This is a genomic window from Streptomyces sp. UW30 (assembly GCF_008042075.1).
In the GTDB taxonomy this organism is placed as follows: Bacteria; Actinomycetota; Actinomycetes; order Streptomycetales; family Streptomycetaceae; genus Streptomyces.
Genome location: NZ_RDBN01000037.1, coordinates 2,179,030 through 2,202,813, shown reverse-complemented (window position 1 = coordinate 2,202,813; position 23,784 = coordinate 2,179,030). Strand labels below are relative to the sequence as shown.

Here is a 23,784-nt window from a genome sequence, read left to right as displayed (position 1 = left end):
TACCCCTGAATCGAAAATCTGTTCCCATCGCATTCTCCTTGCGCACGGGCCCTTTGGATACATTGATGTATCGGATACATTCACGTATCGAACGGAGGTCCGGACATGGCCGTGCAGGAAACGACCAAGCGCGTCACCAAGCGCCGCGTCCGCACGCGGGCCAACCTCCTCGACGCCGCGTTCGCCGTGTTCGCCGCCAAGGGGTTCGGACGGGTCTCCATCGAGGAGGTCTGCGAGGCCGCCGGCTACAGCAGGGGCGCCTTCTACTCCAACTTCGACAGCCTGGACGAGCTGTTCTTCGCCCTCTACGGGCAGCGCGCGGACCTCATCGCCGAGCAGGTGGCCGGGGCGCTCGCCCTCGACGGCCCGGACCTGGACGTGCCCGCCGCCGTGGACCGGGTGGCCGAGGTGCTGCTCCTGGACCGCGACTGGCTGCTGGTGAAAACCGACTTCCTGGTGCACGCCGCCCGTGACCCGGCCGTCGCCCGGACCCTGCTGGAACACCGCGCCCGACTGCGCGGCGCGATCGCCGACCGGCTCGCCCGCGCGCGGGGCCACACCGAACTGCCCGCCGTGCTCGGCGACATCGACGGAGCCGCCCATGCCGTGGTCGCCGTGTACGACGGCGTCACCACCCAACTGCTGCTGGACAAGGACGTCGAGCACGCCCGCGCCTGGCTGAAACAACTGCTCACCGCGCTGCTCACCGCCGGGAGCGCCACCACACCATGAGGCATGAGGAAGGGACGGTCGCCATGGATGCCGACGTCATCGTCGTCGGAGCGGGACTCGCGGGCCTGGTCGCCGCGAGCGAACTGACCAGCCGGGGCCGCCGGGTCGCGCTGGTGGACCAGGAGAACGCCGCCAACCTCGGCGGGCAGGCGTTCTGGTCCTTCGGCGGGCTGTTCCTCGTGGACTCCCCGGAGCAGCGGCGCCTCGGCATCAAGGACTCCCTCGACCTGGCCTGGAACGACTGGCAGGGCAGCGCGGGCTTCGACCGGGTGGACGACGAGGACTCCTGGGCGGTGCGCTGGGCGCGCGCGTACGTCGAGTTCGCGGCCGGCGAGAAGCGGGCCTGGCTGGAGACGCACGGCATCAAGTTCCTGCCGACCGTGGGCTGGGCCGAGCGCGGTGACCTGCGTGCCGACGGCCACGGCAACTCCGTGCCCCGATTCCACATCGCCTGGGGAACCGGCACGGGCGTCGTGGAGCCGTTCGTGCGGTACGCGAAGCAGGCCGCGCGCGACGGACTGCTCACCTTCCACCACCGGCACCAGGTCGACGAGCTGGTCATCGAGGACGGCTCCGCGCGCGGCGTGCGCGGCACGGTCCTGGCCGAGGACAACTCGCCCCGCGGTGTCGCCTCCAACCGCGACCGCCTCGGCGAGTTCGAGCTCACCGCGAAGGCGGTCGTCGTCACCACCGGCGGCATCGGAGCCAACCACGACATAGTCCGCCGCCACTGGCCCGAGCGGCTCGGCACCCCGCCCACCGACATGGTCACCGGAGTCCCCGCCTACGTCGACGGCCGCATGCTCGACATCAGCGCGCAGGCGGGCGTACGACTGGTCAACCGCGACCGCATGTGGCACTACACCGAGGGCCTGCAGAACTGGGACCCGATCTGGCCCGGCCACGGCATCCGTATCCTGCCCGGCCCGTCCTCGATGTGGTTCGACGCCCTCGGCCGCCGGCTGCCCGACCCGTGCCTGCCGGGCTACGACACGCTCGGCACCCTCAAGCACCTGCGCACCGACCCCGACATCGCCGGCTACGACCACTCCTGGTTCATCCTCACCCAGAAGATCATCGAGAAGGAGTTCGCGCTCTCCGGCTCCGAGCAGAACCCCGACATCACCTCCAAGGACCGCGCCGGATTCCTGAAGGAGCGCGTGCTCGGCAAGGGGGCCCCGGGTCCGGTGGCGGCGTTCCTGCGACACGGCGCGGACTTCGTGACCGCCCCCAACCTGGAGCAACTGGTCGAGAAGATGAACCAGTTGACGGACAAGGCACTCCTCGACGCGGCCACCGTCCGGCGCCAGATCGAGGCCCGCGACCTCCAGATCGCCAACCCGTACAGCAAGGACTCCCAGGTCCAGGGCATCCGCAACGCCCGCCGCTACATCGGCGACCGCCTCGGTCGCGTCGCCACCCCGCACCGCATCCTCGACCCTGCGGCCGGCCCCCTGATCGGCGTCAAGCTGCACATCCTGACCCGCAAGACCCTCGGCGGCATCCAGACCGACCTCGACTCGCGCGCGCTCGGGGCCGACGGCACCCCCATCGAGGGCCTGTACGCGGCCGGCGAGGTCGCCGGCTTCGGCGGCGGAGGCGTCCACGGCTACAACGCCCTGGAGGGCACCTTCCTCGGCGGCTGCCTCTTCTCGGGCCGCACCGCGGGCCGGGCGGCGGCGCGGCAGACGGCCTGACGGTGGCGTACGGCCCGTCTCCTCACTCGTTCAGGAGGCGGGCCAGCACGGCGGCGTGACTGCGCTCGGGTGACTTGGACGCGGTCAGCAGGGTCACGTCGCCCTGGCCCGCCAGCTCCCGTACGTGATCAAGGAGTTCGGCAGCCTCCGGAGCGGCCAGCTCCGCCTCGTAGCGATCGGCGAACTCCTCGTACGACCGCTCGCCCGCGTGATACCAGCGGCGCAGCTCCGTCGACGGGGTGAGCCCCTTGGGCCACTCGTCCAAGCGGGCCGCCTCCTTCGACAGACCGCGCGGCCACAGCCGGTCGACCAGGACGCGCACGCCGTCGCCGGGCTCGGGTGCTTCGTAGACGCGACGGATACGGACGCTCATGAGCGGGCCTTCCTCGTGTGCGAGCTCACGGGTGCGAGCCGACGGCTGCGCGGGGCGGCCCGTCGAACCTGACGAGTTCCTCACAAGTGTCGGTCAAGGTCGGCCTATGATCACGCACAAGCCCCGTGTCGCACTGCTGGCCGCCTCCCTGCTCCTCACCGGCTGCGGCGGCGGTGCCATGGCGACGCCGGACCACAGGCCCGCCGCCCCCACTCCCACGACCGCCTCGCCCATGCCCGAGGTCGCCCTGGAGGTGGCTCCGCAGCAACTGCCCGGACTGGGACCCGAGACCTGGGCCGAGGTGCCCGACGAGGCCCGGCAGGCCGTCGTCGTGACCGGACAGGGCAGGAACTCCGCGCGCTCGACGGTCGTCCTGTACGAGCGCAGCGACATCGGCTGGGAGGCGGGCGCCCGCTGGCCCGCGCACAACGCCCTGCGCGGCTGGACGGAGCACCACCGGGCCGGCGACCTGCGCTCACCCATCGGGGTCTTCACGCTCACGGACGCCGGGGGCCTGCTCCGCGACCCCGGGACCGAGCTGCCGTACGACCACGGCGTCGGCTTCACCGCGACCGGCACCGGATTCAAGGGCGAGTCCCTCGCGGGCTCCTTCGACTACGTCATCGCCGTCAACTACAACCGCAAGCCCGGCACCACGCCCCTCGACTGGACCCGCCCGCTCGGCACCGGACGCGGCGGCGGCATATGGCTCCACGTGGACCACCGCGGACCCACGCAGGGCTGCGTCAGCATCGCGCGCGAGCACATGCGGCAGCTGCTGCTGGCGCTGGATCCCGACCGGCATCCCGTCGTCGTCATGGGCGACGCCGAGGCGCTGGCCCGCTGAGTTTCCCCCGACCGCTTAGGATCCGCCGCGTGTGCGCACATGTGCTGGTCGCCGAGGACGACGAGATGCAGGCCGAACTCATACGCCGCTCCCTGCTCGCGGAGGGCCACACCGCAACCGTGGTGCACGACGGGTCGGCCGCCCTCGACGCGGTCCGGCGGCAACGGCCCGACCTGGTCGTCCTGGACCTCATGCTCCCGGTGATCGACGGCTTCGGGGTGTGCCGGGTGCTGCGCCGGGACGACGACATCCCGGTGCTGATGCTGACGGCCCGGTCGGCGGAGGACGACGTGCTGCTCGGCCTCGAACTCGGCGCCGACGACTACATGACCAAGCCGTACAGCCCGCGCGAGCTGATGGCCCGCATCCGTACGGTGCTGCGGCGCAGCGGGCACGCCGCCGGCCGGCGCGAGGACCCCGTCGTGCGCGCCGCCGGGATCGCCGTCGACCCCGAGCGGCACGAGGTGCGGTGCGACGGGGTGGGGGTGGAGTGCACGCCGGCCGAGTTCGAGATCCTGCTGGCGATGGTCGCCGAACCCGAACGGGTCTTCTCCCGGCGGCAGTTGCTGGAGTGCACCCGGGGCATCGACCGGGCCTCCACCGAGCGGGCCGTCGACGTGCACATCATGAACCTGCGCAAGAAGATCGAGGCCGACCCGCGGCGGCCGGTGCGGCTGCTGACCGTGTTCGGCGTCGGCTACAAGCTCAGCGGCGGCCGCGGATGACCCGGCCCATACCGCTGCGCAAGCGCCTGCTGGTCCGGCTGCTGATCGCCTCGGCGCTGATCGCCGTGTGCTCGGTGGCGGCGACGGCCTGGCTGGCGGTGGAGACCACCACCCGGGCGCTGCGGGAGGAACAGGGGCAGGTCCTCACCGAGGACATGGACGTCCTCGCCCGGCTCAGCGGGTACGCCGCGACTCACCCGGACTGGAACGGGGTCGACAGGACGGTCCGTGAACTGTCCGCCCGCACCGGCCGCCGCATCGCCCTCACCACCACGGACCGTAGGACGATCGCCGACTCGGCCCCGGCCGGAACCTCGCTGCCGCCGCGCGCCGCCGCCACCGTCGACCCGCTGCACATCGACACCTACACCGAGCGCGGAGCGCAGCGCGGCGGCGTCGACCCTCGGGTCGTGGGCCCGTACCGGGTGACCGACGAGGAGCGGGCCAAGCTGGAGAAGCTCGCCGGGACGCGGCAGCGGTGCTTCGCCCGCAGCGGCTACGAGGCCACCGTCGTGCAGACGCCGAGCGGCCGGCCCGTCGTCACCGACCACGACGGGCCCGTCGCGGGCGGGCTCGTGCCCGACGCGTGCGCCGACGGCCTGCTCAACACCCCGACACCGACCGAGAACAAGGCGCTGGCCGACCTGTCCGAGCGTGCCCGGAAGTGCCTCGACCGGCGCGGACTGAACCCCGGTTCGCAGCCGTTCGTCACGGTCGACGTGACCGAGAAGCGGCTCGGCACCCGCTACCTCCTGGGGAAGACCAACGGGACCGACGACCGCACGGCCGTGCGGGAGGCGGACCGCTGTGTCGACGAGGCACGCCGCACCCAGCTCGACCCGTACGTCGCCCCCGTGGCCGAGCTGTTCCTGGGCGGCGGCGACCCGACCGCCGTCCGCTTCGACATGTCCCCGGCGAACAAGGCCAAGGTCGTCGGCGCCGCCGGACTCGTGCTCGCGGTCACCGTGGCCGTGACCGCGGCGGTCGCCACCCGCCTCGTCCGGCCGCTGAGGGCGCTGACGGAGGCGGCCCAGCAGCCGCCCGAACTGCACGCCCGGGTACCCGTCACGACCCGGGACGAGACCGGCATCCTCGCCGCCGCCTTCAACGAACTCGCCGAGCGGCGCGAGCGGTTGGAGGCCCAGCGCAAGGCCATGGTCAGCGACGTCGCCCACGAACTGCGCACCCCGCTCACCAACATCCGCGGCTGGCTGGAGGTCACCCGCGACGGCGTCGTCGACCCCGACCCCGCCCTGCTCGCCTCGCTGCACGAGGAGGCGCTCGTCCTGCAGCGCGTCATCGACGACCTGCAGGACCTCGCCGCCGCCGACGCCGGCACGCTGCGCCTGCACCGCGAGCCCGTCCGTGCCGACGAACTCCTCGACCAGGTGACCGCCGCCCACCGCGTCGCCGCCGACGCGGCCGGCGTCACCCTGCGCACCACGGCGGACGGCACCCCCTGGCTGGACGCCGACCCCGTCCGCATGCGCCAGGCCCTCGGCAACCTCGTCTCCAACGCCCTGCGCCACACCCCGGCCGGCGGCACCGTCACACTCGCCGCCCGCCGCGACGGCGACGACGTCGTCCTGGACGTCACCGACACGGGGACCGGCATCGCCCCCGAGGACCTGCCGTACGTCTTCGACCGGTTCTGGCGTGCCGAGAAGTCCCGCAGCCGGCGTACCGGAGGCAGCGGGCTCGGCCTGCCGATCGTCCGGCACCTGGTGGCCGCGCACGGGGGCGCGGTCGACGCGGCGAGCGAGCCAGGTGCCGGTTCCGTGTTCACCCTGCGGTTGCCGGGAGCCGCCGAGCCCGACGGCTCGGTCCCGTGATGCGTGGCTCAGCCGGCCTGCTCCCGCAAGTCTCGTCGCTCCGCCTCGCTCATGCCGCCCCATATCCCGATGAACTGGTCCATGTCGAGCGCCCAGCGCAGACACTGCTCCCGGACCGAGCAGCGCCGGCAGACGGACTTCGCCTGCTGCGTCTGCAACAGGGTCGGCCCGGACGTGCCGATCGGGTAGAAGAGGTCGGGATCCTCATGGCGGCAGGCGGCGTGGTCTCGCCAGTCGTCCATCAAAGTCACCTGCGATCGTCGAACGTGCCCTCGGTGGATGCATTTACTCGTTTTCGAGTCGCCTGTCGATGCGCAAGTGAAACCTCGTTGGATCCCGGCGAATCCGGTCACTGTTCGCGCAGGCCCCACGGGGAGCCGTACTCGGTCAGCAGATCCAGGAACGGCCGGGCCGGGAAGGCCTCCGGGCCGAGCACGCCCGCGCCCGACCAGGCGCCGCCGGCGAGGAGTTCGAGGGCGACGACCGGGTTGACGGCCGTCTGCCACACCACGGCCTGAGAGCCGTACTCCTTCATGGACCACTGGTTGTCGACCACGTGGTAGAGGTACACCTCGCGCGGACTGCCGTCCTTGACGCCCCGCACCCAGGTGCCCGCACACGTCTTGCCGTGCATCCGCTCGCCCAGCGTCGCCGGGTCCGGCAGACACGCCGCCACGACGTCCCGCGGCGAGACCCGCACAGGCCCGCCGGCGCTCGGCACGGTCACCGGCTCGGTGCGGTCCAGGCCCAGCAGGTGCAGCGTCTTCAGCGTGCTGATGAACTCCTCGCCCAGGCCGTACTTGAACGTCACCCGGCGCGCGTCGACCCAGCGCGGGACCAGGAGCACCTCCTCGTGCTCCACGTTCACGCACTCCACCGGGCCGATGCCCTCGGGGAAGTCGAACACCTCGGGCTCGCTGAAGGGCTCGGTGGTGAACCAGCCGCGGTCCTGCTCGTACACCACCGGCGGGTTGAGGCACTCCTCGATCGTGGTCCAGATGCTGAACGACGGCGCGAAGTCGTAGCCGTCGACGGTGAGGTTCGCGCCATCACGGACGCCGATCTCCTCGATCTCGTCGAAGACCTCGTCGGCCGCGTACCGGGCGAAGACGTCCGACAGGCCGGGCTCCACGCCCATGCCGACCAGCGCCAGCGCGCCCGCCTTCTCCCAGTCCGCCGCCTGTTCGAACTGGGCGTCGCCCAGCTTGACCCCGCACTCCTCGTACGGCCGCTCCGGATGCGGGTGCGACAGCGACATCGCCATGTCGACATACGTGGCCCCGGCCGTGCGCGCCGCCTGGAACAGCGGCATCACGAAGCGCGGGTCGGTGGCGTTGAGGAGCACGTCGCAGGCGTGCCGCTCCAGCAGCGCGGTCACCGCCGGCTGGTCGCTCGCGTCCACCCGCTCGGCCCGGAACCGGGCGTCGCCGTCGAGGGCCGCCACGGCCGCCTCGGCGCGGGCCAGGTCGTAGTCGGCGACCACCATCGCCTCGAAGAACGGACGCCGGGCCGCGATCCGGGTGATGGCGGTACCCACCCCGCCGGCACCCACGAGCAGTACACGCATGACAAGACTCCCTTGATTGAAGGTCTACGACGTGGTGGGGCCCCGCCGGAGATACAACGCCGCGCCTTCACGTAAGGTCAATGGCGTTGGCGTAAGGATGGAGGATGCGATGCCGAAACCGGTCGTACCGGAGGAAAAGCGGCGTCGGCGTCGTCCCACCAAGAGTGGCACCGTGCTGTCGGAGCGGCTGATAGTCGACACGGCGTTGCGCATGCTGCGCCAACACGGCAGTGCCGGCCTCACCGCCCGCCGCCTCGGCCTGGCCCTGGACGCGGACCCGAGCACGCTGTACCGGTACTTCCGCGGCATGGACGAGCTGACCCTCGCCATCGGCGACGCGCTGATGGGCCAGGCATTGGAGGGCTGGACGCCCACGGGGGAGTGGCGCGAGGACCTGCGCGCCGTCGGGCTCCGCATTCACGCCGCGTATGTGGCCCATCCGCAAGCCGCCGTTCTGACCACGAGCCGGGTCACCGGCCGGGCCAACGAACTCGCCGCCGACGAGGCCGTGTTGGACATCCTGCGCAGGGCGGGATTCCCGCTGCCGGACACCGTGCGCGTCTACCACGCCTTCATCGACCAGACCCTGGCCTTCGCGGCGCTGGACGCCGCGTCGCTGACTCTGCCGAGCGACTCCCTGCGTGCTGATGAGGACATGTGGCGGTCGACGTATGCCCGGCTCCCGCGCGCCACGCATCCCCGGATCGCGGAGGCGGCGCCGCTCCTGGCCGCCCGGATGGTGAACAGCGCCTATCCGACGGCTCTGGAGATGCTGCTGGACAGCGCCGCGGCCCGGCTGGAGCGGCGCGACTAGCGCCCTGAGGGGCGCGGGGCTGTATCGAAGCGCGGCTCCGGCCGTGTGGGCGCGACCAGCCACGACGGCGCCGCAGCCGCATCGCGGCACAGCGCCGCACTACCCGCGGAGCACTTCCGCTGCCGTCGCCGTCACCGCCTTCGTCACCGCGACCAGCGCCGGCGAGTCCAGCTTCCACTGCTGCCAGTACAGCGGGACGTCGAGCGGGCGGTCCGGGGCCAGCTGGACGAGGCGGCCGTCCCCGAAGAGTGGTTCCGCCTGTGCCTCGGGGATCAGGCCCCAGCCCAGGCCGGCGGTCACGGCCGACAAGAAGCCTTCCGAGGTCGGGACGTAGTGCCGTACCGCGCTCGCGCCCGTGCGGGTGCGGCGCAGCCTGCGGACGAAGGAGTCCTGGAGGTCGTCGCTGCGGTCGAACGTCATCACCGGAGCGTGCGCGAGCGCGTCCCCCAGCGAGCCGCCGAGATGCCGCTCGGCGAACTCCGGGCTCGCCGCGGCCAGATAGCGCATCCGGCCGAGTGCACGCACCGAACAGCCCGCCACCGCCTCCGCCGAGGAGGTGACCGCGGCCATCACCAGCCCCTCCCGCAGCAGCGTCGCCGTTCGGCTCTCGTCCTCCCGGCGCAGCTCGAAGCAGAGCAGGTCCTCCTCGGGGACCCGGGTGAGTGCCCCCAGGAACCATGTCGCCAGTGTGTCGGCGTTGACCGCGATGGACACCCGGGTCGCGTCCCCGGCCCCGCTCAGCCCCAGCTCGGCCCGCGCGTCGCGCTCCAGCCGGGCCAGCTGGCGGGCGAACCGGACGACGACCTCGCCCGACTCGGTCGGCCGCACCGGCTTCGTGCGCACCAGCAGCACCCGCCCCGTGCGCTGCTCCAGCGCCTTCACGCGCTGGCTCACGGCCGACGGCGTCACATGCAGGGCTGCGGCGGCCGCGTCGAAGGTGCCCTCGTCCACCACCGCGAGCAGCGTCCGCACCTGGTCGAGGGGAAGCTCGGTCAGCTCGGTCTTCACGAGAGCTAAGGATACGTAAGAATCTTTAGCTGTACGCCAGGAGACCGTTTCCTTAGCGTCAATGGCATGACAAACGCCTTGACCACCGCCGCCGCCGGATTCGGCACCGGCCTTTCCCTGATCGTCGCCATCGGCGCCCAGAACGCCTTCGTCCTGCGCCAGGGGATCCGCCGCGACGCCGTCCTCGCGGTCGTCGGCATCTGCGCCCTGTCGGACGCGCTCCTCATCACCCTGGGCGTGGCCGGTGTCGGTGCGGTGGTCGTGGCATGGCCGGGAGTGCTCACGGCGGTCGCCTGGGTGGGCGGGGCGTTCCTGCTCTGCTACGGCGCCCTCGCCGCCCGCCGGGTCTTCCGGCCGGCCGGCGCCCTGCTGACCGAGGGCGACGCGACGGGGTCACGGCGGCGGGCGGTGCTGACCTGCCTCGCTCTGACCTGGCTCAACCCGCACGTCTACCTCGACACCGTCTTCCTGCTCGGCACGGTCGCCGCCGACCGGGGCCCGCTGCGCTGGACGTTCGGCCTCGGCGCCGCGTTCGCCAGCCTGTGCTGGTTCGCCGCGCTCGGCTTCGGGGCGCGCCTGCTGAGCCGCCACCTCGCCAAGCCCAAGGCCTGGCGCGTGCTGGACGCTCTGGTGTCCGCGACGATGATCGCGCTCGGCGTCAGCCTGATCGCGGGCGCCTGACCTGTCCGGAAAGCGAGACCGCTCATCCCGCACGCTCGCCCCTGGTGCCATAGTGATCTCTGGTTCCCGATAGGTGTAACGAGCAACCAGGACGTCCGTGGACACGAGCGAGAGCAGCACCGAAGAGCAGCCGGCGGCCGGCGCCGAGCCACCGATACCCGCCAGGCGCGGCTGGCGCCGCTGGGCGATGGACACCCGTCCGCTGCGCCGCCCGGCCTACCGCCGCCTGTGGTCCTCGACCATCGTCACGGCCGTCGGCAGCCAACTCACCGCGGTCGCCGTGCCGAAGCAGGTCTACGACATCACCGGCTCCTCGGCGTGGGTCGGCGCCGCGAGCCTCGCCGGACTCCTGCCCTTGGTGGTGTTCGCGCTGTGGGGCGGCGCCATCGCCGACAGCATGGACCGCCGCAAGCTGCTCCTCATCACCAACACCGGCATAGCCGTCACCTCGCTGCTGTTCTGGCTCCAGGCCGTCACCGGTCTGGAGTCGGTGGCCGTGCTGATGGTGCTGCTCGCCGTACAGCAGGCGTTCTGGGGGATCAACGCCCCGGCCCGCAACGCCTCCATCGCCCGCCTGGTCCCGGCCGACGAACTGCCCGCCGCGAACGCCCTCGGCTCCACCGTCATGCAGATCGGCCAGGTGATGGGCCCGCTGCTGGCCGGCGTGCTCATCCCGGTGATCGGACTGGCCGAGCTGTACCTCATCGACGCGCTGGCCCTGTGCGTCACGGTCTGGGCGGTCCTGCGGCTGCCCGCGCTGCCGCCGCTCGCGGCAGCCGTCCAACGCTGCGCGGGCGTACGGGAGATCGCCGAGGGCTTCCGCTACATCGCCCTGCACAAGGTGCTGTTGCTGTCCTTCCTGGCCGACATCATCGCCATGGTCTTCGGCATGCCGCGCGCCCTGTTCCCGCAACTGGCCGGCCAGACCTACGGGTCGTACGGCGAAGGGCTCGCGCTCGGCCTGCTGTTCGCGGCGATCCCGATCGGTGCGGTGGCCGGCGGGCTGTTCTCCGGCACCTTCTCCCGGGCCCGTCGGCACGGCTGGATGGTGATCGGCGCGGTCGTCACCTGGGGCGCGGCCATCACCGGCTTCGGGCTCAGCGGCAGTCTGTGGCTCGCGGTGGTGTTCCTGGCCCTCGCCGGAGTCGCCGACATGGTCTCGATGGTCTTCCGCGGGGCGATCCTGCTGTCCGCCGCCAGCGACGAGATGCGCGGCCGGATGCAGGGCGTGTTCATCGTTGTCGTCGCGGGTGGCCCGCGCCTCGCCGACGTCCTGCACGGCACCGCGGGCTCGGCCTTCGGCGCGCGCACCGCGACCGTGGGCGGCGGCCTGCTGGTCGTCGTCCTCATGCTGGGCCTGGCCGCCGCGCTTCCCGCCCTGCGCCGCTACCGCGTCTGACGCTCAGAGCACACTGCGCCGGCGCTGCCCGTACTGCTCCATCAGCTTGCCCCGGGTCATCTCCAGCCGGTGCGCGAGGATTTCGGCGACATAGCGCACCAGGGTCATCCCGAGCCGGGTGTCCTCCTCGCACAGCCGCAGCACCGACTCCGCCTCGAACTCGTAGGCGCGCACCGGGCTGAACGCCTCAGCGCCGAAGTCCCACTGGAACGGCGGGAACAGCCAGGACCAGCCGAGCAGATCGCCCGCGCCGAGGCTGGCGACGGTGACCCGCCGGACGGACGTCACCCGCTGGTCGAGGGAGACGGCGCCCGAGCGGATGACCCAGAAGCGGTCGGCCGTACCGCCCGCCTCGAAGATCCGGGCGTCCTCCGCGAAGGCGACCTCCCGGGCGAGCGACATCAGGGCCTGACGCTGCGGCGGTGGCAGGGCGGTCAGCAGTTTGATCGCTTTGGTCATGACACGGGGCTCCTCGCCGAGGACGGAGGTTCCGGTGCAACCCTTGCGTCCATTTCAGCCGCTGCCGCCGCGCTGAGCACCTCGGCGGACGGCGGTTTCGGCTGAAAATCCCGGGGCGGGCCGCCGAGGGCATGAAAAAGCCCTGGCTGGACGGGGGAGGCCAGCCAGGGCCGTATGCGGTGGTACACGGGGGACTGACTCGGTCCACCCCGTGACCACGTATGGATGAACCGTAAACCATCTCGGAGGCTTCCGCGCAACCCAGACCGGGGTACGTGACCGGTTTCACGCGGTTCCGGGTGTCAACCCTGTTCGGAGTGCCTGCCGGGGGTCAGGATCTCGTCCAGCACCATGATCACGGTCTCGTACGCCAGTGTCCGTACGGCGGCGTCGCGTGCCCCCTCGGGGTCGGTCGACCTCAACTGTTCGCTCCGCACCCGCCACGCACGCTCCTCCTGCCGGGCGCAGGCCCGGGCGCGGTGCATCCGTCGCAGCAGTTCGTCTGAGTCCACGACATCGGTCATGACATCCGCCTACCCGCGTATCGCCCCGATGTGCAGTCCTTTGCCGTGCGGTCATCCGTCCGGTGCCTTCACGGGCACGCCCAGGGGACGGGCCAGGCCGGTCACCCCCTCGTCGAGGCGTTGCAGATGCCGCAGGACACGGTCGGTGACCCGGCCGTAGCGCGAGGCGCCGGGAGTGGTCGGCCCCAGGAGCGAGGCGATGCTCGGGCCGGTCTCGATCTCGGCGGTGGCGTGCTCGTCGGCGACATGCGCGCGGATCGCCTCGAGGTTGTTCTCGATGCGCCCGGCGGCCCGGCGCAGCCGGGGGTCCGCCGCGATCGAGGGGTGCGTGGGCAGCAGCTCGGCGGTCGCGGCCAGCGAGCGCGCGTGAAACGCGCACGTCTCGAGCAGCGCGACGACATAGCGGGCGGTCTCCCGCCGGGCCCGCAGGGGCGTGACCGGATGGGTGAGCGGCTTCGTGGCGGCCCGCAGGTCGGCCAGCGCCTGGTCCAGGTCGCGCGCCTCGTCCAGCAGGTCGACGGGCGGCCCGCCGCTGAGCGCCTCGACGGCGCTTCGGGTGACGTCGCCGAGACGCTGGAGCACGGTGGCGAGGAGTTCGTTCGTCCGCCGGTCCGTCCCCACCGGCAGCACGAACGCGGCCGCGATCACCCCGCAGGCCGCGCCGAGCGCCGTCTCCTCGATGCGCAGCACGAGCACCGAGAGGCTGTAGGTGTGCAGCAGGGTGTAGAGCAGCCCGAGTGCCGCGGTGACGAAGAAGGACACCGCCGTGTAGGACAGCGCGGCCGAGTAGAACATCGCGAAGACGAACAGCAGCACCAGCGCGAACGCCGTCCAGGTGTGCCGCCCGACGGCGCCGGCCAGCACGATGCCGGCCAGCACGCCGAGGACGGTGCCCAGCAGCCGGCGGTAGCCCTTGACCAGGATCTCGCCCGTGGACGCGGTGTTGAGGAACACGATCCAGCAGGTCAGCACCGCCCAGTACCAGCGGTCCCGGGACAGCAGCTCACCGCCGACGATGGCCAGCGTCGACCCCACGGCGACCTGAACGGCGGCGCGCGTGGTGGGCCGACGCAGCCCGGTCGCCTCCTCTGCCGGCGCCTCCTCCTCCGCGTCGAGCACGGCGTCCTCGGCGTCCAGCTCCTCGCGCGAGCGTGCCGTGGCCGGGCTGTCGTCCGACTCGTCCCGGACCCCGCCGAGCGCGATCCGCAGCCCGAGGACGGCACGGGCGGCCTCGCCGACGGCCCGGAACACGTCCTGCACGGCGGGCGACGCGGCCGGCAGGTTCTCCTCGTCGCGGTAGCCGAGGAGCCGGTTGCGGACGTGCGCCACCGAGGTACCGGCGGCCTGGTCGACGGGGCGCAGGACGAGCTGGCGCAACGCCTCCAGGTCCCGGCGCAGTGTCTCGGTCGCCGCGTCCCGCACCGGTTCCCGGCCCCCCGAAGGGACGGGCGCACCCGGCAGATGCAGGGCGAGCGTGTCCACGCGCTCGGCGCCGCGAGCCCGCAGCAGCGACAGCCCCAGGCGCTCGGCGGCGATCTCGGCGTCCGCGACACGCCGTTGGACGAGCCCGGCGACGCCCTCGTCGGAGGTCCCCTCCTCCAGCCGGCCCTGGATCAGCAGAGCCGTCTCGTGCAGGCGGGCGGTGCCCTCGCGCACCTGCTCAAGGGCCCGGTCCGCGTCCTCGGGACCGGCGTCGAGCAGGTCGAGCTGGGCGGACAGCAGCTGGGCCAGCCGGGCGCGGAAGGCATCACGCAGCCGCTGGAGCACTCCCGTCGGCGTCTCGGGCACGAGCACGAACCGCACCAGGGCGCCGCACGCGAAGGCCACGGCGACCACGCCGTACAGCTCGGGCAGATCACCGACCGTCGCGCCGACGAACAGCGACACGAAGTAGATCTGGAAGCCGATCAGCCCGAGCGCGGTGCCCCGGTCGCCGAACCGGCGGCCGTAGACGGCACAGAAGATGAGCGCGACGAAGACCAGGTCGCCGGCCACGACATGGCTGTGCAGCGCCGCCGCCAGCGTCATCGACGCCAGCGCCACCGGAAGGCCCAGCGCGAGCGTGACCGCCTGCTGCCCGCGCTGCTTCTCCCGGATGGCGAACGTGGACACCATCGCCGCCAGCGCCCCCGCCACCAGGTGGGTCACGTCGGTGCCCAGCAGCGCGAGCACGGCGACCGCGAGGGCGATCGAGCCCGCCGTACGCAACCCGGCCGTCAGCCTCAGCAGGCCCGGATCCGAGGCCGCGGCACGGTCGCGCAGCCGCGCCCGCACCGGCCCTCCCGCTGCCCTCACGCCGCCGTACTCACTCCCGCTCTCTCCTCGCTCACACCGCGCACCGCGGTCCGGCCGGCACCGTCACCTCACTCGGCCGTCCCTTCGTTTGCCTTGGCTGAGCCCTTCCCGCCGGTCTGTGACCGCAGCTGCTCCGGCGTCAGATACGCGTGGACGAACTCGAAGTCCCTCAGCTTGGCGGGGCTGCGGGACTGGAAACCGGTGCGCACGAAATCGTCCCCGGCGACCGCGTTGAGCAGCCAGTTCGTCATGACACGGGTCTTGGCGACGTTGGTGCGCAGCGCCGACCAGTGGTACCCGCGGGCCACGGCCATCGCGGGCAGGCCCTTCAGCTCCACGCCGAGGGGCTTGGAGACGGCGTCGCGGCCGCCGAGGTCGACGACCAGCCCGAGGTCCTTGTGCTTGTAGGGCCGCAGCGGCTGGTCGCGCAGGGACGCGATGACGTTGTCCGCGACGACCTTGCCCTGGCGCATCGCGTGCTGGGCGGTGGGCGGGCAGACGGCGCCCTCCTCGTCCTTGGCCACATCGGGCACCGCGGCGGCGTCGCCGAGCGCGAACACTCCGTCCTGCCCGGGCAGGTTCATCTCAGCGGTGACCGCGAGCCGCCCCCGCACCGTCTCCGCGCCCAGGGTGCCGATCAGCGGACTGGCGACGACACCGGCGGTCCAGATCAGGGTGCGGGTGGGCACCGCCCGGCCGTCGGTGAAGGTGACCTCCTCGGGGCCCGCCTTGGCGATGGACACCCCGAGGGAGATCTCGACGCCGCGCTTGCGCAGGATCTCCTGGGCGTCGCTGCCGAGCTTCTCGCCGAGTTCGGGCATCAGCCGCGGCGCGATGTCGATCAGATGCCACTTGATCAGGTGGGGATCGAGCCGCGGATAGCGCTTGACCGCGTTGTGGGTCAGCATCTGCAGACACGCGGCGGTCTCGGTACCGGCGTATCCGCCGCCGACCACCACGAACTGCAGCCGCGCCGCCCGCTCGTCCGGGTCCTGGCTGGCGTCGGCCAGGTCCAGCTGCGAGATGACGTGATCGCGCAGGTAGGCGGCCTCCGCGAGCGTCTTCATGCCGTAGGCGTTGTCGGTCAGCCCCGGGATGTCGAAGGTCCGGGTGATGCTGCCGGGGGCCAGCACGATGTAGTCGTACGGCTCGTTGAGGATCTTGTCGGTGATGGTGCGGACGACGCAGACCTTCGAGGCCAGGTCCACGCCGATGGCGCCGCCCGGGATGATCCGGGTGCGGTACCTGCGGCTGCGGCGCAGGGACACGGCGATCGACTGAGGGGTGAGGACGCCGGAGGCGACCTGGGGGAGAAGCGGAAGGTAGAGCTGGTAGGAGGACGGCGTCACCAAGGTGATCTCGGCTTCGTCGGGGGAGAGTTTGCGTTCCAGCCGGCGAACGCATCCGACTCCGGCGAAGCCTGCGCCAACCACCAGGATCCTGGGTCGTGTCACGGTGATCATCCCTTCTGCGGCTCCAGGCGGTCTGCCTCGACGACGTTCGCCTGCCCCTGGATCGCGGCTTCGCACGCCTCGATCCCACCGCGCCACCGGTCGTTCCGCCAGCCGGGTGCGGCAGGCAGATGAACACGTCGTGAGCCACCTTGCCCCAACCGACGCGGGGGCACACCGGTTCGGAAGTGAAAGACGTGTCCGCACGATCTCTTGACGAGTCATTGGTCCGAACCTAACTTCCCTAATGCTCATCCATATAAGGGATCGCAGTTCATACACATGAACAAATGAGGTGCGGTCCATCCCCCACGTCCGACAGGAGGCAGGATGCGCCCAAGCCTGCGCACCCTCACCGTCACCACGGCGCTGTGCGCCACGTCGTTGCTCACCGCGCCGCACGCCTTCGCCGAAGTCGAGCCCGGGGGCTGGCAGTCCGTCTCACCCAGCTTCACCGAGCAGGAGCGGGGCTGCGGCCAGATCGACGGCCTGACGTTCCGGCTCACCTGCTCCACCGCCAGCGGTGACCAACGGGCTGAACGACGCTATGCCACCTACACCGGCGGAACGCGCCAGTTCGAGGGCTACTTCCGCATCACCGGCCTCAGCGGCACCCGGATCAGCCTCAAGCAGACCTTCCACGAGTCGGGCTCCGGCCCGTACTTCATGCTCGCCGTCGAACGCGGCGGCCGGCTGTACGCGGTGCACGGCGGCACCACGCTGTCCAACGCCGGGACGGTCGGCGCGACGGTCCGCGTCAACACGGTCCACCAGGTCGGCGTCGAACACCGCACCTACATCAACGGCTCGCTCAAGCACACCTACGACAGCCCCGGCGGCAGCTTCTACGACAAGTTCGGCGCCTACCGCACCAGCAGCGGCAACGGGACGGCCACCGTGGAGTGGAGCAACGTCCGCTTCTGGCGGAAGTAGCGGCCGTCGTATGCGAGGAAAGGCGCGTATCGCGGTGTCGGCAGCGCTGGTCCTGGCGCTGCCGGCCTGCTCGGCCGGCACGGAACAGCCGCTGCGGGGTGCCCTCACGACACCCACCGACATCGACCTGAACTGGCAGGACGAGCGGACCGGAATCGCGGGCCACGTCCTGGAGTTCGCGACCGAGAAGGACGGCCCCTACACGGTCCTCCAGTACCTCGCACCCCAGGTGAGGAGCTACCGCCACCCCGACCTCATGCCGCACACCACCTTCCACTACCGGCTGACGTCGTACCGGGGCCCCACCGCCCGGCCGCACCTCACCGACCGGCCGGACGGCATCCGCCTCACCTGGAGCGACGACTCCACGGGCGAGGACGGCTACCTCCTGGAGATCCGCAAGAAGGACGGCGAGCGCTACGACCCCGTCGCCGTCCTCGCCCCGGACACCGAGGCCACCGACTTCGTCCCCCTGCCCGACGAACGGCACGCCGCGTACCGCGTCCGCGCCTTCGTCCTCGGGGAACGCTCGAACGTCGTACGGCTCACGACGGGCGAATAGGCCGCGCCATGCCCCCTCAGCCGAAGACGTTGTCCGTGTCGTCCCAGTGCGCGAACTCCTCCGCCAGCTGCTCCCGGGGAGCGCGCGAGCGGGCCTGGTACATCGCCTCGATCTGGAGCGCGTAGTGCCGCACGATCTCGTCCCGGCGCAGCTTCATCGACGGCGTCAGCAGACCACGGGCAACGTCGAACGGCTCGGGCAGCACCCGGAAGACCCGGATGGACTCCGAGCGCGACACCGCGCTGTTGGCGGCCGCCACGGCCCGCGCGACCTCCTCGCGCAGCGCGTTCTCCTCGCGCGCCACCCGCATGCGGGCGTCGCTGCGCACGGCGAGGGACTCGCGCCAGTAGGCCAGGAAGTCGGGATCCAGGGTGATCAGGGCCCCGAAACAGGGCCGGTTGTCGCCCACGACCACCGCCTGGTGGACGAGCGGATGCATCCTCAGACGCTGCTCCAGGAGCGCCGGGGAGACGCTCTTGCCGCTGCTCGTGATGATGATGTCCTTCTTGCGCCCCGTGATCGTCAGATAGCCGTCGGAGTCCAGCCGCCCGAGATCCCCGGTGGCCAGCCAGCCGCCGTACAGCGCGGCCCGCGTCGAGGCCTCGTCGTTGACGTAGCCCTGGAACACGGAAGGCCCGCGCACCAGGATCTCCCCGTCGTCGGCCACCCGGATGTCCATGCCCGGCAGGGCCTGCCCGACCGTCCCCGACATCTCCCGGCCCTCCGGCTGCGCCGTCACCCCGCCGCAGGTCTCGGTGAGGCCGTAGGCATCGTTCACGTAGATGCCGATGCCCTCGTAGAACAGGGAGAGTTCGCGGTTCAGGGACGAGCCGCCGGACGTCGCCCGGCACACTCGGCCGCCGAGCGCGGCCCGCAGCTTGCGGTACACCGTCCGCTCGTACAGGGCGTGTTGCAGCCGCAGATCGAACCCGGGTCCGGGTCCGCCGCCCAGCCGGTGCCGTTCCAGCGCCGCGGCGAAGTCCCGGGCGGTGTCGGCGGCACGCTCGAACAATGCGCCACGGCCCGCCTGTTGGGCCGCGCGCAGGAAGTTCTTGTAGATCTTCTCGAAGATCGACGGTACGGCGCAGAACCAGGTCGGCCGGAAGGTGCGCAGCGCCGCCGACAGCGCCGCCTCGCTCAGGTCGGGCTCGTGCCCCATCACCATGCCGCCGCGGATGCACAGAGCCTGCACCAGCAGGCCGTACACATGGGAGAAGGGCAGGAAGGCCAGGACCGACGCCTGCCGCTCGCCGGGCGGGATCACGGTGTGGCCCCAGCCCGCGAGGAGCGTGTCGCTGGGGCTCGCCAGCCCGCGGTGACTCAGGGCGCAGCCCAGGGGGCGGCCCGTCGTGCCGGAGGTGTACATGACCGCGGCGGTGGAGTCCGGCAGCACGATGCGGCGCAGCGACTCGACCGTGGTGAGCGGGACGAACTCGCCGCGCTCCACCAGTTGCGCGAGTCCTCCCGCGTCCAGCTGCCAGACGTGGCGCAGTCGCGGCAGCGATCCGCACACGGACCCGACCGTCATGACCGCCTGCTCGTCCTCGACCACCACGCCCACGCACTCGGCGTCCCGCAGGATCCACTCGACCTGGTCACGCGACGACGTCGGATAGATCGGGACCACCTCGGCGCCCACCGCCCACAGCGCGTGACTGAGTACCGTCCACTCGTACCGGGTGCGCGCCATGATGGCCACGCGGTGGCCCGGTGAGATGCCGGACGCGATCAGCCCCTTGGCCAGATCGGTGACTTCGTCGCGCAGTTCGGCGGCGGTCACCTCCTCCCAGGCCGTGGAGGAGGGGTCGGGACGCCGCGCGAGCATCGGCAAGGTGGGGTTGACGGCCGCCGTTTCGAAGACGCTGTCGGCGAGCCCGCCGGACAGGGGCGTGACGGTGGGCGGAGCGAGGCCGTGGTCGCGCATGCACTGCTCCAGTTGTGTACCGGGTGTGACGTCACCGATGAGTACCGTTATCGGCGCTGCCCGAATCTAGCCCAGCTGAGACCGGATGGTGTCGGGAACGGAGAACTCGGGCGTCACATCCTGTACGGCTGCAGCCACACTGTCGCCAGCGGCGGCAGCGTCAGGTGGATATGTCCGTCCTCCGGCTTCACGGGATCGGGGTTGGTGACGTCCCCACCGCCGTAGCGTGCGGCGTCGGTGTTGAGGGTCTCCTGCCAGGCGACGACGTGGTCCGGCGCCCAGAGCCGGTAGTCGTGGCGGACGACCGGGGAGAAGTTGGAGACAGCGAGCAGCGGGTCGCCGTCGGTGCCGTGGCGGAGGAAGGCGAACACGTTGTCGTCGGCCGCGTCCCCGAGCACCCACTGGAAGCCACCGGGGTCGGTGTCCCGCTCCCACAGGGCCGGGGTCGCCCGGTAGCGCGCGTTGAGCTCGGCGACCAGGTCCCGCACGCCCCGATGGTCGCCCGCCGACGCGTACCCCTCATCGAGCAGCCACCACTCCGGCCCGTGCTCCTGCGACCACTCGGCGCCCTGTGCGAACTCCTGCCCCATGAAGAGCAGTTGCTTGCCGGGATGTGCCCACATGAAGCCCAGATACGCGCGATGGTTGGCGCGGCGCTGCCACCAGTCGCCCGGCATCTTGGAGACAAGCGCCTGCTTGCCGTGGACGACCTCGTCGTGGGAGATGGGCAGGACGTAGTTCTCGCTATAGGCGTACACCATCGAGAACGTCATCTCGTTGTGGTGGTACTTGCGGTGCACCGGCTCCTTGGCGATGTACTCCAGCGAGTCGTGCATCCAGCCCATGTTCCACTTCAGCCCGAACCCGAGCCCGCCGCTTTCGGTCGGCCGGGTCACCCCGTCCCAGGCCGTCGACTCCTCCGCGATCGTCACGACCCCGGGGTTGCGCCGGTACACGGTCGCGTTCATCTCCTGGAGGAACGCCATCGCGTCCAGGTCCTCCCGCCCGCCGAACACGTTCGGCGACCACTGCCCGGAGTCCCGCGAGTAGTCGAGGTAGAGCATGGAGGCGACGGCGTCCACGCGCAGCCCGTCGATGTGGAACTCCTCGCACCAGTACGTGGCGTTGGCGACGAGGAAGTTGCGTACCTCGGTGCGCCCGAAGTCGAACTCGAACGTCCCCCAGTCCGGATGCTCGGCCCGCCGCGCGTCCCCGGGCTCGTACAGCGGGTCCCCGTCGAAGCGGGCCAGCGCCCAGTCGTCCTTGGGGAAGTGGGCCGGCACCCAGTCCACGATGACGCCGATGCCGGCCCGGTGCAGGGCGTCGACCAGGTACTTGAAGTCGTCGGGCGTGCCGAGCCGCGAGGTCGGCGCGTAGAAGCCGGTGACCTGATAGCCCCAGGAACCGGCGAACGGATGCTGCGCCACCGGCATGAGCTCGACGTGCGTGAAGCCGAGGTAGTTGACGTACGCGGGCAGCTCCTCGGCGAGTTCGCGGTACGTCAGTCCTGGCCGCCAGGACGGCAGATGGACCTCGTAGACCGAGAAGGGAGCCTGGTGCACCGGCACGTCACCCCGGTGCGTCATCCACTGCTCGTCGCCCCACGCGTAGTGCGAGGCGTGCACGATCGACGCGGTGTCCGGCGGGACCTCCGCGCGGCGCGCCATCGGGTCGGCCTTGAGGAAGCGGTGGCCGTAGCGGGAGGTGATCTCGAACTTGTACCGGGTGCCCTCGCCGATGTCCGGCAGGAACACCTCCCACACCCCGGACGCGCCGAGCGACCGCATCGGGAACGCCGTCCCGTCCCAGCAGGTGAAGTCCCCGGCGACCCGTACACCCTGGGCGTTCGGCGCCCACACGGTGAAGCGGGTGCCGGCCACGCCCTGATGGGTCATCGGCTCGGCGCCGAGCGCCTTCCACAGCTGCTCGTGCCGTCCCTCGCGGATGAGGTGCAGGTCGAGCTCGCCGAGGGCCGGCAGGAAGCGGTAAGGGTCGTGGACCTCGCGCTCGTCGGACCCGTCCTCCTCGTACGACACGAGCAGCGTGTAGGAGGGGATCGCGTCCAGCGGCAGTACGGCCGAGAACAGGCCGCCGCCCTCCGAGACCAGCGCGGTGCGCTCGCCGTCGACCACGACACTCACCGCTCGCGCGAACGGACGCAGCGCCCGCAACGCGATCCCGCCCGGGACCGGATGCGCCCCGAGCAGCGCGTGCGGATCGTGGTGTGCGCCCGACAGCAGGCGGTCACGCTCGGCCGGGTCGAGGGACGGCGCGGCGGTGTGCCGGGGAGGCCCTCCGGCCGACTCGGGGCGCGAGGTCTCGTGCAGGGCCATGGGGTCAGGCTCCTCTCACGGCGAGGCGTTCGATCGCCGCCATCGGTACGGGCAACCAGTCGGGTCGGTGCCGGGCCTCGTACAGCACCTCGTACACGGCGCGGTCGGTTTCGTAGGCACGGAGCAACCCGTGCTTCGTGCGCGGGTCCCATCCGGCGCGGGCGGCATAGCCCGCGCAGTAGGCCTCCCGGCAGCGGCGCGCCCACTCCGGACGCCAAGGCCGGCGCTGGCGGGCGGCGTAGTCGAAGGAGCGGAGCATGCCGGCGATGTCCCGCACCGGGGAGTGCACGCCGCGGCGCTCGGCGAGCGGGCGGGACGGCTCGCCCTCGAAGTCGATGACGAACCACTCCCGGTCGGCCCGCAGCACCTGCCCCAGGTGCAGGTCGCCGTGGATGCGCTGGGCGGGCGGCCCGGGATCGCAGGCGGCGAGGGCGCCGAAGGCGGTGCGCAGGCCCGGGACGTAGGGCTGCAGGGCGGGGACGAAGTGCGCGGCGAGCTCCAGGCGTTCGGTCATCGCCGCCGCGGTACGGCCGTTCTCGGCGTGGGCCCTGGAGGGGAAGGCCGAGGCCAGCGCCAGGTGCACCTCCGCCGTCGCCCGCCCCAGCTGACGGGCCTGCGCGGTGAAGTCGTCACCCGAGGCGAGCGCGCCCAGCGCCAGCGTCCAGCCGTCGGAGGCGCCACGCAGGAACGGCTGGAGCACGCCGAGCGTCGCCTCCCAGGGGTGCGTCGTCCGGAACCACGCCACCGGCGCCGGCACCCGACCGCAGCCCTCCTGGGCCAGCGCGCCGGACAGCTCCAGGTCCGGATTGACGCCGGGCTGGATGCGCCGGAACAGCTTCAGGATGAACGCGTCGCCGTACACCAGCGAGGAGTTGGACTGCTCGGCGTCCAGCAGCCGCGGCACGAGCCCGACCGGCAGCGACACCGACGGGTCGGCCTCGAAGCGCAGCGGTCCGGCGGTGCCGGGGTGCCGCAGCCGGTCCAGGAGCAGCTGGGCCGAGCGGGGGTCCTGCAGCGCGTCGAAGACCGTCAGACCGGCCAGCGGCCCTTCCTCCGCACGGCCGATGAGTGCCTTCCCGAGGCGCGGCGACAGATGCTGCCGCACGCCGAGCAGCAGCTGGTAGCAGTCGCCGGCCGGGGGAGCGCCGCCGGGCGAGGGCACCGCCGAGTGACCGGCGTGCACCAGCAGATGCAGACAGCCCGGGAACAGCTCCGTCATCGACAGCAGCGCGAGGTCCGTGACGGGCCGGTCCTTGCCCGCGAACCAGCGCTGCCGTGGCAGCCACTCGCGCAGGAGCCCGGCCAGGGAGGCCATCGGGCTGGCGTCGACCGTACGGGTGGGTCGGGGAGATGCGGTCTTCTGCATGGTGACGCGTCCTTTCCTCGGCACACGCTCGAAGCTCACGCTCAAAGTCGTCTGCCGATGCGGGATGCGACTCGGGTGAGCCGGAACCAGTAGAAGCCGTGGCCCCCGAGGGTCAGCAGATACGGCAGTTCGCCGATGGCCGGGAATCGCACGCCGCCGAACAGTTCGACCGGGTGCCGTCCGCTGAACTCGCGCAGGTCGAGCTCTCGCGCAGGTCGAGCTCGGTGGGCTGCGCGAAGCGCGCGAAGTTGTGCACACAGAG

General features: G+C 71.7%; 21 protein-coding genes and 1 pseudogene. 10 read left to right on the top strand and 12 right to left on the bottom strand.

What is annotated here, in order from left to right:
- Nucleotides 1-105: 105 nt before the first annotated feature.
- Complete coding sequence (locus tag EAO75_RS28795; RefSeq protein WP_147997898.1) at nucleotides 106-732, top strand: TetR/AcrR family transcriptional regulator; 627 nt, start codon at nucleotides 106-108, stop codon at nucleotides 730-732.
- 23 nt (nucleotides 733-755) lie between these two features.
- A complete protein-coding gene (locus EAO75_RS28790) occupies nucleotides 756-2,429 on the top strand; it encodes an FAD-binding dehydrogenase (protein ID WP_147998124.1) in 1,674 nt (557 codons plus the stop codon).
- Nucleotides 2,430-2,451: 22 nt separating this feature from the next.
- On the opposite strand, the gene EAO75_RS28785 is transcribed toward EAO75_RS28790, so the two are convergent.
- On the bottom strand, nucleotides 2,452-2,802 hold the full coding sequence (locus EAO75_RS28785) for a DUF488 domain-containing protein (RefSeq protein ID WP_147997897.1): 351 nt from the start codon (nucleotides 2,800-2,802) through the stop codon (nucleotides 2,452-2,454).
- 106 nt (nucleotides 2,803-2,908) lie between these two features.
- On the opposite strand from EAO75_RS28785, the gene EAO75_RS28780 reads away from it, so the two are divergent.
- From EAO75_RS28780 to EAO75_RS28770, 3 genes are read left to right on the top strand one after another with little or no spacing between them, the layout of a single operon-like run.
- On the top strand, nucleotides 2,909-3,649 hold the full coding sequence (locus EAO75_RS28780) for a L,D-transpeptidase family protein (protein ID WP_147997896.1): 741 nt from the start codon (nucleotides 2,909-2,911) through the stop codon (nucleotides 3,647-3,649).
- 29 nt (nucleotides 3,650-3,678) lie between these two features.
- Complete coding sequence (locus EAO75_RS28775; protein ID WP_147997895.1) at nucleotides 3,679-4,374, top strand: response regulator transcription factor; 696 nt, start codon at nucleotides 3,679-3,681, stop codon at nucleotides 4,372-4,374.
- A complete protein-coding gene (locus EAO75_RS28770; protein ID WP_147997894.1) occupies nucleotides 4,371-6,206 on the top strand; it encodes a sensor histidine kinase in 1,836 nt (611 codons plus the stop codon). Before EAO75_RS28775 ends, EAO75_RS28770 begins: the two co-directional genes overlap by 4 nt.
- An 8-nt stretch (nucleotides 6,207-6,214) precedes the next feature.
- Here EAO75_RS28770 and EAO75_RS28765 read toward each other — a convergent pair whose 3' ends face one another.
- Complete coding sequence (locus EAO75_RS28765; RefSeq protein ID WP_147997893.1) at nucleotides 6,215-6,448, bottom strand: WhiB family transcriptional regulator; 234 nt, start codon at nucleotides 6,446-6,448, stop codon at nucleotides 6,215-6,217.
- A gap of 107 nt (nucleotides 6,449-6,555) precedes the next feature.
- Nucleotides 6,556-7,773 (bottom strand): saccharopine dehydrogenase family protein, encoded by a 1,218-nt coding sequence (locus tag EAO75_RS28760; protein ID WP_147997892.1) that lies wholly within the window; start codon nucleotides 7,771-7,773, stop codon nucleotides 6,556-6,558.
- A 109-nt stretch (nucleotides 7,774-7,882) separates the two neighbouring features.
- Here EAO75_RS28760 and EAO75_RS28755 point away from each other — a divergent pair, with 109 nt between their 5' ends.
- The gene (locus tag EAO75_RS28755; RefSeq protein ID WP_147997891.1) at nucleotides 7,883-8,587 is read left to right on the top strand and encodes a TetR/AcrR family transcriptional regulator; all 705 of its coding nucleotides are present in this window, start codon (nucleotides 7,883-7,885) and stop codon (nucleotides 8,585-8,587) included.
- 99 nt (nucleotides 8,588-8,686) lie between these two features.
- Here EAO75_RS28755 and EAO75_RS28750 read toward each other — a convergent pair whose 3' ends face one another.
- The gene (locus EAO75_RS28750; protein WP_147997890.1) at nucleotides 8,687-9,595 is read right to left on the bottom strand and encodes a LysR family transcriptional regulator ArgP; all 909 of its coding nucleotides are present in this window, start codon (nucleotides 9,593-9,595) and stop codon (nucleotides 8,687-8,689) included.
- 66 nt (nucleotides 9,596-9,661) lie between these two features.
- Between EAO75_RS28750 and EAO75_RS28745 the strand changes: the two genes are divergently transcribed.
- A complete protein-coding gene (locus EAO75_RS28745) occupies nucleotides 9,662-10,276 on the top strand; it encodes a LysE/ArgO family amino acid transporter (protein ID WP_147997889.1) in 615 nt (204 codons plus the stop codon).
- Nucleotides 10,277-10,373: 97 nt separating this feature from the next.
- Complete coding sequence (locus EAO75_RS28740; protein WP_147997888.1) at nucleotides 10,374-11,675, top strand: MFS transporter; 1,302 nt, start codon at nucleotides 10,374-10,376, stop codon at nucleotides 11,673-11,675.
- Between the two features lie 3 nt (nucleotides 11,676-11,678).
- On the opposite strand, the gene EAO75_RS28735 is transcribed toward EAO75_RS28740, so the two are convergent.
- The 4 genes from EAO75_RS28735 to EAO75_RS28720 form a co-directional block, all read right to left on the bottom strand.
- The gene (locus EAO75_RS28735; RefSeq protein WP_147997887.1) at nucleotides 11,679-12,134 is read right to left on the bottom strand and encodes a cyclic nucleotide-binding domain-containing protein; all 456 of its coding nucleotides are present in this window, start codon (nucleotides 12,132-12,134) and stop codon (nucleotides 11,679-11,681) included.
- A 302-nt stretch (nucleotides 12,135-12,436) separates the two neighbouring features.
- Entirely contained in the window at nucleotides 12,437-12,658 is a 222-nt protein-coding gene (locus EAO75_RS28730) for a hypothetical protein (RefSeq protein ID WP_147997886.1), read from the bottom strand.
- Between the two features lie 51 nt (nucleotides 12,659-12,709).
- Nucleotides 12,710-14,953: an FUSC family protein gene (locus EAO75_RS28725; RefSeq protein ID WP_147997885.1), complete on the bottom strand. Its 2,244-nt coding sequence runs from the start codon at nucleotides 14,951-14,953 to the stop codon at nucleotides 12,710-12,712.
- A gap of 68 nt (nucleotides 14,954-15,021) precedes the next feature.
- Nucleotides 15,022-16,416, bottom strand: coding sequence for an NAD(P)/FAD-dependent oxidoreductase (locus tag EAO75_RS28720; protein WP_187284599.1), 1,395 nt, complete (start codon nucleotides 16,414-16,416; stop codon nucleotides 15,022-15,024).
- 318 nt (nucleotides 16,417-16,734) lie between these two features.
- On the opposite strand from EAO75_RS28720, the gene EAO75_RS28715 reads away from it, so the two are divergent.
- Together EAO75_RS28715 and EAO75_RS28710 are read left to right on the top strand one after the other, a co-directional pair.
- Nucleotides 16,735-17,337: a LamG domain-containing protein gene (locus EAO75_RS28715; protein WP_147997883.1), complete on the top strand. Its 603-nt coding sequence runs from the start codon at nucleotides 16,735-16,737 to the stop codon at nucleotides 17,335-17,337.
- 10 nt (nucleotides 17,338-17,347) lie between these two features.
- Nucleotides 17,348-17,899: a fibronectin type III domain-containing protein gene (locus tag EAO75_RS28710; protein WP_147997882.1), complete on the top strand. Its 552-nt coding sequence runs from the start codon at nucleotides 17,348-17,350 to the stop codon at nucleotides 17,897-17,899.
- Between the two features lie 16 nt (nucleotides 17,900-17,915).
- Here the strand turns inward: EAO75_RS28710 and EAO75_RS28705 are convergent, their stop codons facing one another.
- The 4 genes and pseudogenes from EAO75_RS28705 to EAO75_RS28690 form a co-directional block, all read right to left on the bottom strand.
- The gene (locus EAO75_RS28705; RefSeq protein ID WP_147997881.1) at nucleotides 17,916-19,823 is read right to left on the bottom strand and encodes an AMP-dependent synthetase/ligase; all 1,908 of its coding nucleotides are present in this window, start codon (nucleotides 19,821-19,823) and stop codon (nucleotides 17,916-17,918) included.
- Nucleotides 19,824-19,936: 113 nt separating this feature from the next.
- On the bottom strand, nucleotides 19,937-22,156 hold the full coding sequence (gene glgB / locus EAO75_RS28700; protein ID WP_147997880.1) for a 1,4-alpha-glucan branching enzyme: 2,220 nt from the start codon (nucleotides 22,154-22,156) through the stop codon (nucleotides 19,937-19,939).
- A gap of 4 nt (nucleotides 22,157-22,160) precedes the next feature.
- A complete protein-coding gene (locus tag EAO75_RS28695; RefSeq protein WP_147997879.1) occupies nucleotides 22,161-23,522 on the bottom strand; it encodes a maltokinase N-terminal cap-like domain-containing protein in 1,362 nt (453 codons plus the stop codon).
- Nucleotides 23,523-23,563: 41 nt separating this feature from the next.
- Nucleotides 23,564-23,784: pseudogene (locus tag EAO75_RS28690) on the bottom strand (alpha-glucosidase C-terminal domain-containing protein); the annotation flags it as partial.

Bases quoted from the DNA above. Each gene is read 5' to 3' on its own strand.
- EAO75_RS28785 (WP_147997897.1), bottom strand. From the start codon at position 2,802: ATGAGCGTCCGTATCCGTCGCGTCTACGAAGCACCCGAGCCCGGCGAC.
- EAO75_RS28720 (WP_187284599.1), bottom strand. From the start codon at position 16,416: ATGATCACCGTGACACGACCCAGGATCCTGGTGGTTGGCGCAGGCTTC.
- EAO75_RS28780 (WP_147997896.1), top strand. From the start codon at position 2,909: ATGATCACGCACAAGCCCCGTGTCGCACTGCTGGCCGCCTCCCTGCTC.
- EAO75_RS28695 (WP_147997879.1), bottom strand. From the start codon at position 23,522: ATGCAGAAGACCGCATCTCCCCGACCCACCCGTACGGTCGACGCCAGC.
- EAO75_RS28765 (WP_147997893.1), bottom strand. From the start codon at position 6,448: ATGGACGACTGGCGAGACCACGCCGCCTGCCGCCATGAGGATCCCGAC.
- EAO75_RS28790 (WP_147998124.1), top strand. From the start codon at position 756: ATGGATGCCGACGTCATCGTCGTCGGAGCGGGACTCGCGGGCCTGGTC.
- EAO75_RS28705 (WP_147997881.1), bottom strand. From the start codon at position 19,823: ATGCGCGACCACGGCCTCGCTCCGCCCACCGTCACGCCCCTGTCCGGC.
- EAO75_RS28760 (WP_147997892.1), bottom strand. From the start codon at position 7,773: ATGCGTGTACTGCTCGTGGGTGCCGGCGGGGTGGGTACCGCCATCACC.
- EAO75_RS28730 (WP_147997886.1), bottom strand. From the start codon at position 12,658: ATGACCGATGTCGTGGACTCAGACGAACTGCTGCGACGGATGCACCGC.
- EAO75_RS28755 (WP_147997891.1), top strand. From the start codon at position 7,883: ATGCCGAAACCGGTCGTACCGGAGGAAAAGCGGCGTCGGCGTCGTCCC.
- EAO75_RS28795 (WP_147997898.1), top strand. From the start codon at position 106: ATGGCCGTGCAGGAAACGACCAAGCGCGTCACCAAGCGCCGCGTCCGC.
- glgB (WP_147997880.1), bottom strand. From the start codon at position 22,156: ATGGCCCTGCACGAGACCTCGCGCCCCGAGTCGGCCGGAGGGCCTCCC.
- EAO75_RS28710 (WP_147997882.1), top strand. From the start codon at position 17,348: ATGCGAGGAAAGGCGCGTATCGCGGTGTCGGCAGCGCTGGTCCTGGCG.
- EAO75_RS28735 (WP_147997887.1), bottom strand. From the start codon at position 12,134: ATGACCAAAGCGATCAAACTGCTGACCGCCCTGCCACCGCCGCAGCGT.
- EAO75_RS28745 (WP_147997889.1), top strand. From the start codon at position 9,662: ATGACAAACGCCTTGACCACCGCCGCCGCCGGATTCGGCACCGGCCTT.
- EAO75_RS28770 (WP_147997894.1), top strand. From the start codon at position 4,371: ATGACCCGGCCCATACCGCTGCGCAAGCGCCTGCTGGTCCGGCTGCTG.
- EAO75_RS28715 (WP_147997883.1), top strand. From the start codon at position 16,735: ATGCGCCCAAGCCTGCGCACCCTCACCGTCACCACGGCGCTGTGCGCC.